15 protein-coding genes are annotated in these 14688 nt (G+C 53.6%); 1 reads left to right on the forward strand and 14 read right to left on the reverse strand.

Going from position 1 to position 14688, the window contains the following annotated elements:
• From AABA21_RS04655 to AABA21_RS04670, 4 genes are all read right to left on the reverse strand, one after another.
• A complete protein-coding gene (locus AABA21_RS04655; protein WP_338247824.1) occupies positions 1–789 on the reverse strand; it encodes an ABC transporter permease in 789 nt (262 codons plus the stop codon).
• Entirely contained in the window at positions 786–1826 is a 1041-nt protein-coding gene (locus AABA21_RS04660) for an ABC transporter ATP-binding protein (RefSeq protein ID WP_338247825.1), read from the reverse strand. Before AABA21_RS04660 ends, AABA21_RS04655 begins: the two co-directional genes overlap by 4 nt.
• Positions 1827–2119: 293 nt before the next feature.
• Complete coding sequence (locus AABA21_RS04665) at positions 2120–2581, reverse strand: GNAT family N-acetyltransferase (protein WP_338247826.1); 462 nt, start codon at positions 2579–2581, stop codon at positions 2120–2122.
• A gap of 45 nt (positions 2582–2626) precedes the next feature.
• The gene (locus tag AABA21_RS04670; RefSeq protein WP_338247827.1) at positions 2627–2776 is read right to left on the reverse strand and encodes a hypothetical protein; all 150 of its coding nucleotides are present in this window, start codon (positions 2774–2776) and stop codon (positions 2627–2629) included.
• Between the two features lie 153 nt (positions 2777–2929).
• On the opposite strand from AABA21_RS04670, the gene AABA21_RS04675 reads away from it, so the two are divergent.
• The gene (locus AABA21_RS04675) at positions 2930–3721 is read left to right on the forward strand and encodes a class I SAM-dependent methyltransferase (RefSeq protein ID WP_338247828.1); all 792 of its coding nucleotides are present in this window, start codon (positions 2930–2932) and stop codon (positions 3719–3721) included.
• A 311-nt stretch (positions 3722–4032) separates the two neighbouring features.
• Here AABA21_RS04675 and AABA21_RS04680 read toward each other — a convergent pair whose 3' ends face one another.
• From AABA21_RS04680 to AABA21_RS04725, 10 genes are all read right to left on the reverse strand, one after another.
• Positions 4033–5034, reverse strand: coding sequence for a sugar-binding transcriptional regulator (locus AABA21_RS04680; RefSeq protein WP_338247829.1), 1002 nt, complete (start codon positions 5032–5034; stop codon positions 4033–4035).
• Between the two features lie 69 nt (positions 5035–5103).
• Positions 5104–6591, reverse strand: a complete 1488-nt coding sequence (locus AABA21_RS04685) for an FGGY family carbohydrate kinase (RefSeq protein ID WP_338247830.1) — start codon at positions 6589–6591, stop codon at positions 5104–5106.
• Positions 6588–7535, reverse strand: coding sequence for a transketolase family protein (locus AABA21_RS04690; protein WP_338247831.1), 948 nt, complete (start codon positions 7533–7535; stop codon positions 6588–6590). The genes AABA21_RS04685 and AABA21_RS04690 overlap by 4 nt, the downstream gene beginning before the upstream one ends.
• The gene (locus tag AABA21_RS04695; protein WP_338247832.1) at positions 7532–8362 is read right to left on the reverse strand and encodes a transketolase; all 831 of its coding nucleotides are present in this window, start codon (positions 8360–8362) and stop codon (positions 7532–7534) included. The genes AABA21_RS04690 and AABA21_RS04695 overlap by 4 nt, the downstream gene beginning before the upstream one ends.
• Entirely contained in the window at positions 8362–9360 is a 999-nt protein-coding gene (locus tag AABA21_RS04700) for a sugar phosphate isomerase/epimerase family protein (RefSeq protein ID WP_338247833.1), read from the reverse strand. Before AABA21_RS04700 ends, AABA21_RS04695 begins: the two co-directional genes overlap by 1 nt.
• Positions 9361–9426: 66 nt before the next feature.
• Positions 9427–10920, reverse strand: coding sequence for a DUF5060 domain-containing protein (locus AABA21_RS04705; RefSeq protein WP_338247834.1), 1494 nt, complete (start codon positions 10918–10920; stop codon positions 9427–9429).
• Between the two features lie 66 nt (positions 10921–10986).
• Entirely contained in the window at positions 10987–11805 is an 819-nt protein-coding gene (locus tag AABA21_RS04710; protein ID WP_338247835.1) for an ABC transporter ATP-binding protein, read from the reverse strand.
• Positions 11802–12776: an ABC transporter ATP-binding protein gene (locus tag AABA21_RS04715; RefSeq protein ID WP_338247836.1), complete on the reverse strand. Its 975-nt coding sequence runs from the start codon at positions 12774–12776 to the stop codon at positions 11802–11804. The genes AABA21_RS04710 and AABA21_RS04715 overlap by 4 nt, the downstream gene beginning before the upstream one ends.
• The gene (locus AABA21_RS04720; RefSeq protein ID WP_338247837.1) at positions 12773–13672 is read right to left on the reverse strand and encodes an ABC transporter permease; all 900 of its coding nucleotides are present in this window, start codon (positions 13670–13672) and stop codon (positions 12773–12775) included. The genes AABA21_RS04715 and AABA21_RS04720 overlap by 4 nt, the downstream gene beginning before the upstream one ends.
• Positions 13673–13677: 5 nt before the next feature.
• A complete protein-coding gene (locus AABA21_RS04725; RefSeq protein ID WP_338247838.1) occupies positions 13678–14679 on the reverse strand; it encodes an ABC transporter permease in 1002 nt (333 codons plus the stop codon).
• Positions 14680–14688 lie beyond the last annotated feature (9 nt).

Raw genomic sequence — 14688 nt, forward strand, 5'->3', positions numbered from 1 at the left:
TTACCCACCCTGAACGACAAGACGCTTCATAGAAGTAGACCAAAGCCATCCGGTGAGGCCCAATAATCCAAGGGCCCAGGCCATCCCAATGCTCAGTGTAAGCCAGGCACTCCCGCCTGGAATTTTTCCCATGTAGAGAGCAGCAGGCACGTAGCCGAGAAATTGAAATGGCAGCGCCTGTGCCACTTCTAACCATCCAGGCGGGAAGAACCAGATGGGCAGATACGAACCGGAAAAGACCGCCATCAGACCGATAAAGGTCCACTCGAAATGCATCGTCGTGAGAAACCAGAAGGAGAGGAGCGCAATTAAATAGCCCAGGGCAAACGAGATCAGTAACGCAATGAGCAGCGCAACAAAAAAGGCCAGCCCAGAGCTAAACGAAGCGGGAGCAGTGAAACCGAAGAACAGTCCTGCGATCAGCAGCGTCGGAAGAGCGGTAAAGATCAGGCGAAACGCCGATTTCCCTAACTGATCGATGAACAGGTACAGCGGATAGTGTAACGGCTTCAACAAATCGAGTGCGATATCGCCCGTATTTAAACGCTTGTTCGCGTCACTGATCAGCCCATTCATGAGCACCGCTGCCACCGCCGTGTTCAGGATGGTGTAGATGATCATATTCGGCAGAGAAACGCCACTCACCGATCCTGAGCCAAGCAGCGCTTTCCAGATCGCGATCTGAATCGCAATCGAAATACAATTGCCCACAATCGACAACCAGACCTGGGAACGGTACGCGAGACTTTTCTTGAATGATTTCACGAAGAACGCCAGATAGGTGCTCATTTCGTAACCGCCTTCCCTCGCGTCCAGGTATCTAATTGTTCCCTTTCCAGAGCTTGCTCTCCCATCGAGTTATAGAGCGTACGGATAATATCTTCTATATCGGTGTCTTCCAACGAGATATCCACCACCGGATACTTCTCGGCGAGAGCGCTGAGGACCTCATAGGTGGACAGCACGGCTTTATCAAATTGGAACTGCTTGCGGGAACCATCGTCCTGGAGCAAGGTAACCCCACTGATCGTAATCGGACCAGGATCATGAGAAAATTCGATCGTGAGGGTACGTTGGTTGCCCAATCGCGTCTTCAAATCGGAGACGGCCCCATCGTATGCTAGATCTCCCTGATTAATAATTACGATGCGAGAGCAAATCTCTTCTATATCCTTGAGATCGTGTGACGTTAAAATAATAGTGACCTCGCGCTCACGGTTGACGGCCTGCAGAAATTCGCGAATGCGGTCCTTGGCCGTAATATCAAGTCCGATCGTCGGCTCGTCGAGAAAAAGAATGTCTGGATCATGCAGTAATGCCAGTGCTATTTCCGCGCGCATGCGTTGGCCGAGGCTGAGTTGCCGTACAGGTGAATGGAGAAACTCTTTCAGACACAAAAGCTCTTCAAAAAATGCGAGATTCTTCGCATATTGATCATGACGAATACGATACATGTGCCGATGGAGATCGAATGAATCGATGACCGGCAATTCCCACCACAGTTGACTCCGTTGTCCGAAGATGACCCCGATGCGCCTGGCATTCTCCTGACGAGCTTTATGCGGCATCCGACCATTGACAAGCACCGTACCAGACGTGGGTACGAGCACGCCGGTCAACATTTTGATCGTCGTCGATTTACCAGCCCCATTCGGGCCGACGTAGCCGACAGCCTCTCCTCGCTCAACCGCAAATGAAATATCCCTGACAGCCTGACGCGTTATATACTCGTGCGTAAATAAGGTACGAATCGCCCCCCAAAAACCAGGGAAGCGACGATGTTGCTGAAACGTTTTGCTGAGGTGATGTGCTTCAATAATAGCCACAGATAAGCCTCCATATGCCGACAAGCGCCCCAAATAAAGAAATAGGCCAGACCGTTCTCTTTTCAATAGAATCTGTACCGCATAGTATATATAACCTAACACATTGTTCTCGTCAAATAGAAGAGCAGCACAACCTTCGCACACCTTTGAATCAGCAACGACTTGACTTCGGTGCCACGGTGTCTCTGCAATCAGCAACCAGGTTTATTGGTGGCCACTTCGGCTTATTATAGCAAGGGCTAGCAGCTCCGGCATCTCTCTATGTATCTATGTGCATCAACATTTTCTCATCTTCAGATCATTACATAGTAGACGCTAAATGTCCCGTACACCTGAAACCCAATGCGGTGATAGAGCGCACTTCCCATTGGGGAGGCTGCCAGCAGACCGATGTGATACCCGCACGATCGTGCCTCATGCAGTGCGACAAGCGTCATCGCTGCGCCAACACCTTGACATCGATAGTGAGGGAGCGTAAAAATACTTCTCAATGACGCCGCTTCCTCACCGCAAAACAAGAGAGACGTCGCCACCGATTCACCATCGATGGTTCCAAGATACAGACGCAGTGGGCTGTGATCGTCAAGGTGCAAGCCGGAGTAGAGGATAAAACACTGCTGAATGAGCTCTTCTAAACATTCAGAGAAACACACACGCAACCATTGTAACAACTGCTCGTGGGTGCAAACACGATGAATGGTTAATCGAGATGATACTGGGAGATCTATGTTCATGTGCAGTAGATCCACAGCCATGATAGGTTCCGTTTCGGCTTGGATAAATCCATGCTCCTCTAAGACCTATCCCACATTGTCTGGATGAGAGGAGGGTCTATGAGAGAATACACGGGCAATCGCTTTCTCCTGCGTAATAGAACTGCCAATGCGCAATGTAGTGAGTTCTTGCTGAGATCCATGATACCAGGTGCGGCGGTAATCCCAGTCTTCCATATTTTTCTCTCTCCATAGCTTTTTTCGCTCAATTCTAGCATGGTAGGAACGAATCGGGCAAGGCAGGCTGCCACAGCAAGAACGCCCATAAAAGCAGTATAATAAATATTGTTTCTCAGCCTACAGACAGTATGATATATGAAGGAGGCAACCGTGGAGATACATCCCCTCGATCAATCAAGCATACAAGAAACCAATCGCGCCGGTTGGAATAAAGCAGCACAACAATTCTATGGAAGCACAGCACTCCCCCTGTATGGTCCATTGGCACCAACAGAGGACGACCTGAGATTGCTTGATCCCATTTGCGATGCTCGTGTTCTTGAAATCGGCTGTGGCAGTGGGCATTCTCTCCTCTACCTGGGTGAGCACGATGCAGCCGAACTTTGGGGCCTGGATCTCTCAGACACACAGATCGGCTATGCATCCGCACTGCTTCAGGAAAAAGGCTATACAGCTCATTTCTTCTCATCTCCGATGGAAGAAAATCCCGGCATCCCGGCTACCTATTTTGATATGGTCATCTCGATCTTCGCACTCGGCTGGACCTATGATCTTGCCCGTACGCTCTCTCTTATCACGTCCTATCTAAAACCAGGTGGAAGCTTCGTCTTTAGCTGGGAACACCCCATCTATGGATGCCTCAAAAGTCAGGATGGCCAGATGGTTCTCAAGCGCTCGTATAGCGATGAGCATCCCATTACACGTTCTTCGTGGGTCAACGATGCAGCCGTCATTCAGTATCCCAGAAAATTGAGCACCTACCTGAATAGCCTCATCGAGGCCGGCTTGATGATAGAACGTGTCATCGAAGGTGACGTCAATCCCTCTCTGGCCACGGAGGACGACCAACTCTTTGAGAAATGGTATTCTCTTGCGCGAGCCCACATGATGCCAACAACATTCATGGTGAAGGCCCGCAAGCCTGGCATCCAACAGAGATAGTCCTTGTGCTCAGATGGCAACGCTAAATCTAATCCCTTGCACTTCTATATATAAAGGAGCTAGAGCTCCTTTTAGACGTCATGCCGAATGGTGTGTATGATCAGTCCGAAAAAAATCTCTTCAATCCCTCCATGCGCTAAGCCCTACCAGTAGAATAGTGTCACGTGTAGAAGCGAATGCACTACAGCTTGTAGCGGCTTAAAGTCCTTTTCGATCATAGTACATATCAATATAATTTCTGGTATACTTTGAGTGGTTGAAAAAATTTAAATATTGTAGAAGTAGGTGAGTTCTTTTCTCACTCCGCAATCTCATTCCAAGGACGAAGAGGGATGAGCTGCCGGCAATATTTCGGAGGTTTCCGCCATCTGAAGCAGGTGCTGAGCAGTAAAGCGATCGGTAATCAAGACATTAATAAAACGGCCCTGTAGGGCACCGCGAATGGCACTCAGCTTCTGCAGGCCGCCCGCAATGCCCACGGCTCTTTTTGCTTTCCTCAACTGATCCAGGCCCATGCCAATCACACGATCATTGAGAGGCGTGACGACGGGATTGCCTGAGGCGTCAAAAAAGCGCAGGCAAATATCGCCCACGGCCCCGGCGGCACGCAACATGTCTAGCTCCGCAGGAGAGAAGATGTTACCGCTACTGGCCAGCAGACCTGATGGTTCCAGTGTCCCAATGCCAACCAGTGCGATCGTCACCTGGTCAAATAGCGACATCGCGGCCTGGACATAGTGATCTTGCAATAAGACAGGGACGACATCGGGTGAGCCAACGATACCAGGCGCGGGCAAGAAGGTCGCGGTCCCACGCATCAGATTGGCCAGGCGATCGACAAGGCGACTGGCATAGACCTCGGCCGAAGGGCTTCCCAATCCTCCGAGAATCTGCAACACACGAATCTGCAATGGACGCGCTAATGGCTGGAGCGCATCCACCATTGCCAGCAGCGTCGAACTCCAGGAGGAGACCCCGATGATGTCTCCTGAACGCAACGTCGTTTCAAGATAGTAGGCCGCCGCCGACCCGATATCGCGCAAAATCTGGTCACTGTGCTCGATGCTATCAACCACGATAGCCTCTTTTAAGCCATACGCTTTTTGCAGCTGTTCTTCCAGGTGAGGGTATACCCCATACGGCATGTTGACCGTCACACGGACGATCTGCTCTCTTTTGGCGCGTTTGAGCAGGCGTGACACCGAGGCCTGCGAAAGATCTAATTTGGCAGCAATCTCAGGCTGGGTCATATCCTGATCATAATAGAGATGAGCAACCTTTACCATGAGGCGGAGTTCATCAATTCGCGCCATGTATTTCTTCCCTTCAAGTACGATGTAAAATTAAAATGCGCATGTGCAACTCTTATGCTCTATGTTATATCACAAAAGCGCACGTGCGATGGCTGTTTGCCACCCTGCATAGAGTGCTTCTCGGCAAGAAGCAGACATGTGGGGCTCAAAAATATTCTGTTGCCTGGATAATTGGGTGATCTCATCAAGTGTCTGCCAGTATCCCGTGGTCAGGCCAGCCAGGTAGGCGGCCCCGAGCGCGGAAACATCAGCGGAGGTATTCTGCAAGACGGGATGTCCGATAATATCTGCCTGGAACTGCATCAACGTTGGATTTTGACTGGCTCCTCCATCGGCAAGAAGTACCTTGAGCTCTGTCTGCGCCTCGGTCTCCATAATATCAAAAACATCGCGAATTTGATAGGCTATCGCCTCAAGGGCAGCACGAGCCAGGTGCGCGGCTGTCGATCCATGCGTCATCCCACAGATCAGGCCACGAGCTGCATCATTCCAATGGGGAGCCCCCAGCCCGACAAAGGCCGGGACCAGGTATAGTCCCTCAGCGCTCTCGACCTGGTCAGCCAGCCGGGCAATCTCCACCGTTGGCTCTTTCGTTCCGAGAAACTCGCCCAACCATTGCACCGCCGCCCCCGTCACAGAAATGTTCCCTTCCAGCGCATAGGTCACGTGTTCCCGATCAAGTGCCCAGGCAATGGTCGTTGAGAGACCGCACTTTGACACGACCATCTCACGCGTTGGCGTCATTAATGATGAACCCGTACCATACGTCGCTTTTACCGATCCGGGGACAAAACCGGCCTGCCCAAATAACGCGGCGTGCGAATCGCCGATCATTGACATAATTGGCACACCAGCCGGGAGATGACCGAGCGCGACGCTGCTCCCAAATCTCGCTTTAGACGGATGCGCGTCTGGCAATGCCGCCCTCGGTATACCAAATACCGAGAGCAGATCGTCACTCCATTCCAGTGTACGAATATCAAATACCTGCGTCCGCGCGGCATTGGTGAAATCACAGGCATGAACACGCCCCCCGGTCAGATTCCAGAGCAACCAGCTATCGACCGTCCCCAGGCAGATTTCACCGCTGGCCGCGCGCTGTTGGCCGTTCTCCAGATGATCAAGCAGCCAACGCATCTTGCTGGCGGAAAAGAGGGGATCTAGCGTCAGGCCAGTACGCTCCGCGATAAACGAGGCCAGTCCCTGCTCACGCAGGTGCGTACAAAAATCCGCTGTGCGCCGACATTGCCAGCCAATCACCGGAGCAAGCGGCCGCCCACTCTTTCGATCCCACATCACGACTGACTCGCGCTGGTTGGTAATGGCGATCGCCTCCGGTCGGGGAGCATCCACCGACGCCAGGCACGCGTCGATGGCCTGGCACACGCTCTGCCAGAGATGATCAGCATCCTGCTCCACCCACGATGGCTGCGGATACCATTGCGCGACGGGCCGCGAACTTTGCGCAACAACGCGCCCCTGCCCATCAATGAGCAGAACCTTGGTATTGGTCGTCCCCTGGTCGATCGCCAGTATCGTACCATTCTCCCTCATCATTGCGAGACCTTTACTTCTATCAGTTCCATTGCCGCGTCAAAGATTCCCTGTGCCGTCAGGCCAAAGTGGTGCAACAACCATGATGCCGAACCGGTAGGCGCGAACACTCCCGGGACGCCAAGGATGCGCATGGGGACAGGGCATGCGGTCACCACGGCCTCCGCAACGGCACTCCCTAATCCACCAACGACCGTATGCTCTTCTACCGTTACAATGCCCCCGGTTTCCCTGGCGGCCGCGACCACAGCCTCTCTATCCAGTGGGCGAACTGTCGACATATTGAGAACGCGAGCTTCGATACCTCTGGCCGCGAGCAGATCAGCGGCCTCTAACGCCTGCGCGACCAGGACACCGTTCGCGATCAAGGTCACATGACTTCCCTCGCGCAGCAGCGCGGCCTTGCCAATCTCAAAGCGATACTGCTCAGTATGCACAAGAGGGACCGGCATTCGGCTGATGCGCAGAAACATCGGTCCACTGGTTGTCGCCGCCACCTGGACGGCCTGCACCGTCTCTATCGGGTCCGCTGGCACGATGACCGTCATATTGGCAATCGCCCGCAGCCAGGCCATATCTTCAATCGAATGGTGGGTTGGGCCCAGTTCACCGTACGCCATACCACTACTCATGCCACATAGTTTGACGTTCGCGTCAGAATAGGCAAGGTCAGCTTTAATCTGCTCAAGCGCACGCGCGGTCAAAAAAGGCGCCGCGCCACAGACGAAGGGGATCAGACCTGCATGAGCTAGCCCGGCCCCCACACCAACCATATTCTGCTCAGCAATACCAACGTTGATCAATCGATCGGTATAGTTCTTGCCAAATTGCGTCAGTTTGCTAGAGCCAACGGAATCATTGACCACGGTGACGATACGCTCATCCTGCTCGGCCAGTGTCCGCAGTGTCTCTTCAAAAGCATCGCGGCAATCATAAAGCTGGGTCATAGAACTTCCTCTTCCAATTCCTTCAGGGCGATGGCGAGTTCTTTCTCGTTGGGAACCCTGTGATGCCAGGCGACGTTGTCCTGCATGAATGAGACACCTTTTCCCTTATGGGTGTGCGCGATAATACAGCTCGGTTTACCCTGTTCAAGTGGAAGGCTTGTAAAGGTCGACAACAACTGTTCGTGATTATGCCCATCAACCTCGCGCACCGACCACCCAAAGGCTCGCCATTTGTCGGCAAGCGGATCAAGGTGCATGGTATGCTCGGTCAGGTCACCTTGCTGCAAGCGGTTGCGGTCAACGATCACCGTCAGGTTATCCAGCTGAAAATGGGCCGCTGACATGGCAGCCTCCCAGTTACTGCCTTCTTGTAACTCACCATCTCCGGTCAGCACAAATACCCGCCACGGCTTGCCAGTCATTTTCGCCGCCAGCGCGGACCCAACCCCCACGGGCAACCCGTGGCCGAGCGGCCCGGTATTGGTCTCGATACCGGGCACTTTCTTCCGATCTGGATGCCCATTCAGCCTTGAGAGAGGTTGAACGAATGTGCTGAGCTCGTCGACGGAAAAGAAACCAGCATGCGCCAGGGTAGTATAGAGCGCTCCTGCGCAATGTCCCTTGCTCAGGATAAAACGATCCCGATCAGGCGCCTGGGGATGGAGCGGATCGATATTGAGCACGCCAAAGTAGAGGGTGACCAGGATGTCGGTGGCCGATAAATCGCCACCGACATGCCCAAGCCCGGCATCATGAATCATCTGCACGTCTCTGCGACGCACCGTGTTTGCCATTTGAGACAGCGCATTGACGTTATCTGTAATCATCAGTCATGATCCTTTACCAGCCCTGTTCCCAATAGCAGATCAAGGACTACGCGCTGCGCGGCGAGCGCGTCGTGTCGCCCCTGCGCCGCGGCCAAAGCATTGAGGTCCAGGCGGTCCAGTACACGCTCAAGCGCACGGATGGTGAGAATGCTGCTCCGTGCAGCCTCGACAGAGTTCTCTCGAAATGGAAATTGATCGAGCAACAAGGGACCTTGCCACTGAATCGTGCGCAGCGCGGCAAGAAATTCAAGCGTCTCGATCAGGTGAACCGTCCCAACAGCCATATCGTCGTCCCACTCACGCCAGTTATCATTGAGCTCTATGCTGACCAGTTTGCCACGCCGCGCGACAAGCTGTACCGCCTCGGCCGGCGTCTCTTTGGCGAAGAAGGAGTGCCCCAGATCAAACACGATGCCAACATTGTCCACACCCATATCCTCGATCGCCAGCAGGGTACGCGCCGAAGAGTTGAAAAACATATGGCTCCGCGGCTCTTTGGCCTTATATTCGATGGCAAACTGCATGGAGGGATCGCTCTGTGCCACGCTGCGAATCCCCTCAACCGAGTTATCCCAGAGACGCTGATAGTCAACCTGAAAAGGATAGTCAAAACCATCCTGGCCGGGCCAGAACTTGACATAGCGCGCATCAAGCTCATGCGCGATCTCTATCGCCTTCGTGCCCAGATCAATGGCCTTTTGCCGGATCTTCGGATCAGGATGGGTGAAGCTTCCCAGCTGAAATTCACGCATATAGAGGTGCGGCGTAATGGCCTGGGCTCGTATGCCCGTTCGCTTCAGCGCTTCCCTGACCTCTGCGACGGTAACACCATCGCCCGCGAATGGATAGTTAATATCAAGGACGCGAATATCTCCTACTTCAGCCGCTTTCTCAATCGCTTTTATGGTGTCGACTTCCGGCCCATAGGCATCGGTCGCATAACGATCAATGAACTGCTGGAACATCCAGATACCTGCCCCAAATTCGTAATTGGCCATAGTGTCCTCCCAAACATATATTCAATGTCCAATTTTTTATACATGTATTACATCAAAGAAAACTCGCTAGTCAGCACGGCGCAGGACGAGCGCGTGGTAGGGCTTCCCAGGCAACTGCACGACGGCGTTGCGCACAACCGGTTCATCCAATGGTGTGACGGTCATGTCCCAGATATTGATCACCTCGCCCTGGTACCGTTCGCCTTCCGGCAGCCTGAACGTCATCTGCGCTGGCTGATGGGTGCCGAAGTAGGTCAGGTAATACTCATGGGGCTGCCCGACGCAGGAGAACATAAACAACACATCCGGGATCGGATCGAGGCCAGCGGCCGGGCTCTGCCCCGTGACCTTGCGGAAGAACGCAAGGCGAGGTGCGCATTCTCCATGCAAGACGCCACCCTTAGCCCACCAGAGAATATCTTCCGGGTGCAAGAATGTGTCCCCATGACCAACATAGCCGCCATGGGCCGTCCCCTCCCAGAAGCGGTGGACCATCTCTAAGCCAGAAATATTGCCCCAGCCATACGGGATGTTGCCCTCGTAGCAGCATTCATCGACCACGACAGGCTTCTTGTACTCTTCGCGCCAGGTAAGGGTGTGGGCCAGGTCCGAATGCTGGATGCTCTGGTGCGTCACCCAGGGCTTCGCATGGTCATAAAATCCATGGCAGTTGTGGATCGAGCGCAGATGCTGATAGGGGTCGCGCTCCTGCACGATGCGGAAGAAGCGATCCCAGTCGTCCATCGTCTTACTGCGCATCAGATCATATTCGTTCGCCATCGACCACCAGACGTTCCGATAGGCGGAGAGGCGGGCCACGATATAGCGCAAGTAGCGATCATCGAGCTCGGGGCTCATCGTCGAAAATCCCCAGCGATCATAGGGATGGAAGAGAATGATATCAGCTTCAATACCCCGCTCCATCAAATCGGCCACGCGCTGCTCAAAATGCTGAAAGAAGGCCGGATCAAAACGGCTAAAATCAAACGACCAGCCTTCAAATACATCGGCGTCCCATTTCCCCTGCCACTTACTGGACCCGCGTGAGAGACAGGGGAATGGGTAGAACTCGGGCTCGTTCTCGTTAAAGGCATAGTGCTTGGGGAAGACGCACATCCGCAGCTTATTAAAAGGAGCGCTACTCAAGGTCGCCAGCGTCTGTTCCTCAAGTTCATCTCCCTGGTGCGTCCAGGCGTAACAGGTCGTACCGAGCTGCTTATACGGTGTGCCATCGGCATAGGCAAAGTGATAGGTATGGGCGACACGCACGGGACCATGATTCCCTGCGTCAGGAGCATGGCAGCTAAAGCTCCCTTCGACATCGCGCAGCTCGGCACAGTTACTCTGCGTGCGATACATCCACTCGCCCTGCGTATCCGGCATAAAGCGGATGCGATACGTGCCGTCCCCATCGTAGAAACCATCCACTTCAATGGCGCGGTGCTTATACCTAAACTGGGCAGTGAGCTCGACGTCCTGAAAAGGATTTCCCTCCCCAGGACCATGCAGCGTTACTTCAAAGATCCCCCACTGTTCAACACTTGCAGTTTCGTTCACCATCGTTTCCCTTCCTTAATAATATAGATACAGATAGGAAAATATCGTTATAGGCATTTCGACACGTTCTCAATCATTCCTTACGCGTTCCCACTTCTGCTTGAGGGTAGGAATCGAGCTTAAGAGCAGCCGTGTATAGGCGTGTTGTGGATCGGACAACACCTGCCTGGCCTTCCCAAACTCAACGATACTCCCCTTGTTCATCACCACAATGTAATCACTGATGTAATAAGCTGTGGCAAGATCATGGGTAATATACAGAATGCTTGTTTGGTACTCCTGCTTGAGCGAGCGGAAGAGGTTAATAATAATCATACGCCGCGAGGCATCGATCATGCTCACCGGCTCATCGGCGACAAGAATGTTGGGATTCGGGATGAGGGCCCGGGCCACCGAGATGCGCTGCAGTTCTCCACCGGAGAACTGGTTGGGATACTTGCCCCGTACGTCTTTGTATTCAAGCCCAACTGAGGACAGGACCTCTTCCATCGCCTCGATCGCTCGCGCTTTGTTGAGGCGTTTAACCCTCGTCGCCGTCTCATACAAATAGGAATCGATAGTGCGATAACGGCTAAAAGCCTCGAACGGATTTTGAAAGATGGGTTGAACCATACTCAGAAAATCCGCTCTGGCCGGCTTTGCGCCCTCCCCTGCTATCGGCTGATCGTAGATGATGGCCTTGCCCGCTGTTGGCTCCACCAGTCGCAATATCACCTTGGCCAGGGTCGTTTTGCCGCTGCCAGACTCCCCAACAACGCTGACGATGACCGGTTCGTCGCTCTCAATAGTGATGTTCACATCCTTGAGGGCCTGGATATCGACATTGCGTGGAAAACTGCCCAACCGGTACGTCTTATTGAGATGCTCGGTTTTCAAAATGGTCTTCATGCTGTCTTCTCGCTCACCTTCTGCTCATTCCCCGCATAGTGGCAGGCGGCAAAGTGCCCCGGCCGATGCTCAATAAAGGCTGGCTCTTTCTCGCGACAGAGATCCGTGGCGAGCGAGCAACGGGCGGCGAAACGGCATCCCTGCGGGACACTCCACAGGCTGGGAGGGCTACCTGGCACGCCCTGGCGCATCTGATCATCTCCGACCATCGGCAACGATTCGATCAGCATGCGCGTATAGGGGTGCAGCGGCTGCGAGAACACCGTTTCGGACGATCCATATTCCACCGCTTTGGCGGCATACATCACCAGCATGCGATGCGTGATCTGATAATGGACCCCCATATCGTGGGAGACAAAAATGATGGTGTTGCCCATCTGCTCCTGCAGGTTCATGAGCAGTTGCAAAATACTTTTCTGCACCACGACATCCAGAGCCGTGGTTGGTTCGTCCGCCAGAATGATTTCTGGCTGGAAGAACGTAGCCATCGCCACCATGATACGCTGCCGCATCCCCCCCGAGAGCTGATGTGGATACGAGTCGATCGACTCCTCCGGCAAGCCTAACTGCTGAATATATGCCCGTACCTGCGTCAGAATTTTGGCTTTGTTCCTTCCCGGACCCTGAAAATCCACAAACTGATCACGAATACGCGTCACGGGGTTCAACGAGCTCATCGAACTCTGAGGAATATACGAAATGTGGCGGAACCACTGCCTGCGGATCGTCTTACTGGTGATCGCTTTCCCTCGCTCATCGTTCAAGCCATACTCAATATTGCCCGAGGAGAGCGTCAGGGGAAAGCCCAGGTCGCCGTAGATCACTTTCATCAGGGTTGATTTGCCGCAGCCAGATTCACCGGCAATCCCCAGAGTGATGCCGTCAGGGATCTCCAGATTGATCCCATCGACCGCATTAATACTGCCACGCCGCGTGGTATAGGTGGCGACAACATTATTCAATCGGATCATTCGACACCTCGTCTCGTTGCAAAGGATTCGTTGTAGCCGGTAGATATCAGGAAGAGGCCCAGGAAGAGCAGCACGGTCGCCACAATTGGCGCCACGATCCAGGAGAGTTGCCCGATAAGCAACGCATTGTAATTCAAGGCCCAGAAAAGAATCGACCCGAGGGTGGGGACGGAGACCTTCGAGAGCCCGATGACCGCCAGGGCTGCCTCGGTATTGATCGCGAACAGGATCGTATTGATGAAATGCACGACCATGTACGAGTAGACATAGGGGAAGATCTCTCGGATCAGAATATCGAAGGTCGTGGCCCCCGAGAACTTCGCCATGTTGACAAACTCGCGCTCCCGCAGCGACAGCGCCATCGAACGCACGGTGCGTGCCCCCCACGCCCAGCCAAAGATGATCAGGATCGCTCCGATCACCAGGAATGACGTATTTCCTCTCACCAGAGCACTTAAGACAATCAAGATTGGCAACACCGGGATCGTAATAAAGGCATCGATGAACAGCGTGATAATACGCTCATACCACCCTCCGATATAGCCCGCGCTGAGACCCATGATGGTTGAAATAATGGTAATACCCAGGCTGACAACCACGCCAAGCAATAACGAATTGCGCACGGCGAACACCAGGTACCAGAAGATGTCCTGCCCCAGAGCATTCGTTCCGAGCAGATGTTGTCCACTGAGGGGCAAATTCTTCAAGTACGTTCCTTGCAGAGACGGGTCGACAGGCGTAAAGAACGGCAGAACCAGGCATCCAATCACGAAAACCGCCAGAATAGCCGCCCCTAGTACGAGGCGTACATTGCTCGTCACTCTCCGTCGCTTCGTCGGCACCGCGCTGGCCGATGCGGCATGCCTCACTCGTCTGAGGCGAAGACTCAGATTCATAGCTATCACCTATATCGAATACGTGGATCGAACAGCGGATACACGAGGTCAAGAATCAGTCCGGCGGTCGCAACGGCGATGATCGACATCGTAATCGACCCATAGAGCAGGTTGTAGTCTCCGCTCCCCGCCGCGGTTCGCATCAACAGTCCGAGTCCTGGATAAGAAAACAACATCTCGGTAATCAAGGCCCCGTTGAAGATCGTGCCGATCGAGAGCACCAGTGACGTAATCTGAGGAAGCATGGCATTGCGAAAGACGTAGCTGCTCATCCTCGTCCAATCCGAGGTCCCCTTCAGACGCGCAAAGACTGCGTAGGGCTCTTCTTTCGTCGCGTATGCCAATGACTTCATGCTCAAGATATTCCAGCCAAACCCCGTCAGGACCAGGGTTAACGCAGGCAAGGCGGAGTTATAGAGGATCGTGCTGATCTGCCCAAACGATATCCCCGCCGTCTGAAATGTGGCGGAAAGCGGGAAGATCGGCCAGACATAGGCCAGCAGCAAGATCACCGACAGCGCCATCACGTAGTAGGGGATGGGATAGAGCACCACACCCACCACTTCGAGCACAGTCGCGGCCCGATTGTTGTTAAAGTACCCCGCAACCAGCCCGATACCATTTCCCAGCAGCCAGGCGATAATCGTCGTCGAGACCAGCAATCCGATGGTCCATGGGAGCGCGGCAAAAATCATCTGCGATACTGGACGTGGATAGGACGAGAGAGAGGGACCAAAATCGAAATTCAGCACGATCCGCTTGAGATACGTGAGATACTGTGTGACGATATTGCCATTGAGCCCATAGAGTTGCTCAAGCGAGACACGCAACTTCTGGGTTGCCTCAGGCGTGAGCGTCTGCCCGGCCTGGTTCTGCATCTGCGCAATGTAGTTGTCGATCGGGTTACTCGGCAACAAGCGGGGCAAGAAAAAGGTAATCGTGATCCCGATAAACAACACGACGATGTAGGTCACAATTCGTTTCAGAAGATATTGCAGAAAACCCATGCTACACCT

This window comes from Dictyobacter halimunensis, from assembly GCF_036245075.1.